Annotated in this window: 1 protein-coding gene; it reads left to right on the top strand. The window is 73.1% G+C overall.

What is annotated here, in order from left to right:
• A complete protein-coding gene (locus NBZ85_RS31205) occupies nucleotides 1-969 on the top strand; it encodes an HpcH/HpaI aldolase/citrate lyase family protein (RefSeq protein WP_261563432.1) in 969 nt (322 codons plus the stop codon).
• Nucleotides 970-1,265 lie beyond the last annotated feature (296 nt).

The following is a 1,265-nucleotide window of genomic DNA, read 5'->3' as shown; positions in this document are numbered from 1 at the left end:
GTGTGTGGGGACGGGAGAGACACGGTGACAGCCGAGCGGACCACAGCCGAGCGGACCACAGCCGAGGGGACCACGGCGGAGGGGACCACGGCGGCGGACTACCGGCCGCGCCGGTCGGTGCTGTACATGCCGGGGGCGAACGAGCGGGCGTTGGAGAAGGCGAAGGGACTGCCGGCCGACGCGCTCATCCTCGACCTGGAGGATGCCGTCGCCCCGGCGGCCAAGCAGGAGGCCCGCGAGCGGGTCTGCGCGGCTGTCGCCGTCGGTGCCTACGGCCGGCGTGAGGTGGCAATTCGGATCAACGGCCGGGAGACCCCCTGGCACACCGACGATCTGCGCGCCGCCGCTCAGGCGGGACCGGACGCCGTCGTCGTGCCGAAGATCAGCTCGCCGGCGGACGTGCACGCCGTCGAGCGGGACCTGGCCGCCGCCGGGGCGCCGGAGCGCACCCTGATCTGGGCAATGGTCGAGACGCCGATCGCGATGCTGCGCGCCCTGGAGATCGCCCAGTCCTCACCGCGCCTGGCCGTGCTGGTCATGGGCACCAACGACCTGGCCAACGAGCTGCGCGCCGAGCATGTGCCCGGCCGGGCGCCGCTGCTGACCGGCCTGGGGCTGTGCCTGCTGGCGGCGCGGGCCAGCGGCAAGGCGATCCTCGACGGCGTCTACAACGACGTCCGCGACGCCGACGGTTTCGCCGCCGAGTGTCGGCAGGGCCGCGAGCTGGGCTTTGACGGCAAGACCCTGATCCATCCAGGCCAGGTCGGGCCCTGTAACCAGGCGTTCTCGCCGTCCGAGGAGCAGCTCGCCGAGGCCGCGGAGATCGTGCGGGCCTGGGCGGACGCGGCCGCCGCGGGCCGGGGCGTCGTCACCGTCAACGGTCGGATGATCGAGAACCTGCACGTCGACAACGCCCGCCGGCTGCTCGCCGTCGACGCCGCCATCGCCGAGCTCACCGCCGCCGGCTAGCCGCGAGCGGAGCTTGACCGGACGATGCCGGCGCAGTACGCCGCCGCGATGACCGATTTCTACCCCGACGGCTCGCTCAACGAGTCGCCCTGCTGCCCACGGTCGAGGCGTTGCTCGACCGCCCGTCGCGGGCCTACGTGCAGTGGCTTGACCTGCACGCTCCGAAGTTTTTTGCTCCCCGGTTGGCCTCGCAGGTCCGAGCGGAGCGGGATGGGTCGGGATAACCCGAAGGCGAGTGGAGGGCGTACCGGCTGGGAGTGCCGGGGGCGCGGCGGCAGGCTGGGGGTGTCCCCAGG

Source organism: Frankia tisae (assembly GCF_025403405.1).
Lineage (GTDB): Bacteria > Actinomycetota > Actinomycetes > Frankiales > Frankiaceae > Frankia > Frankia tisai.
Note: the sequence above shows the minus strand (reverse complement) of the source record. Positions and strands in the feature narration are given on the sequence as shown.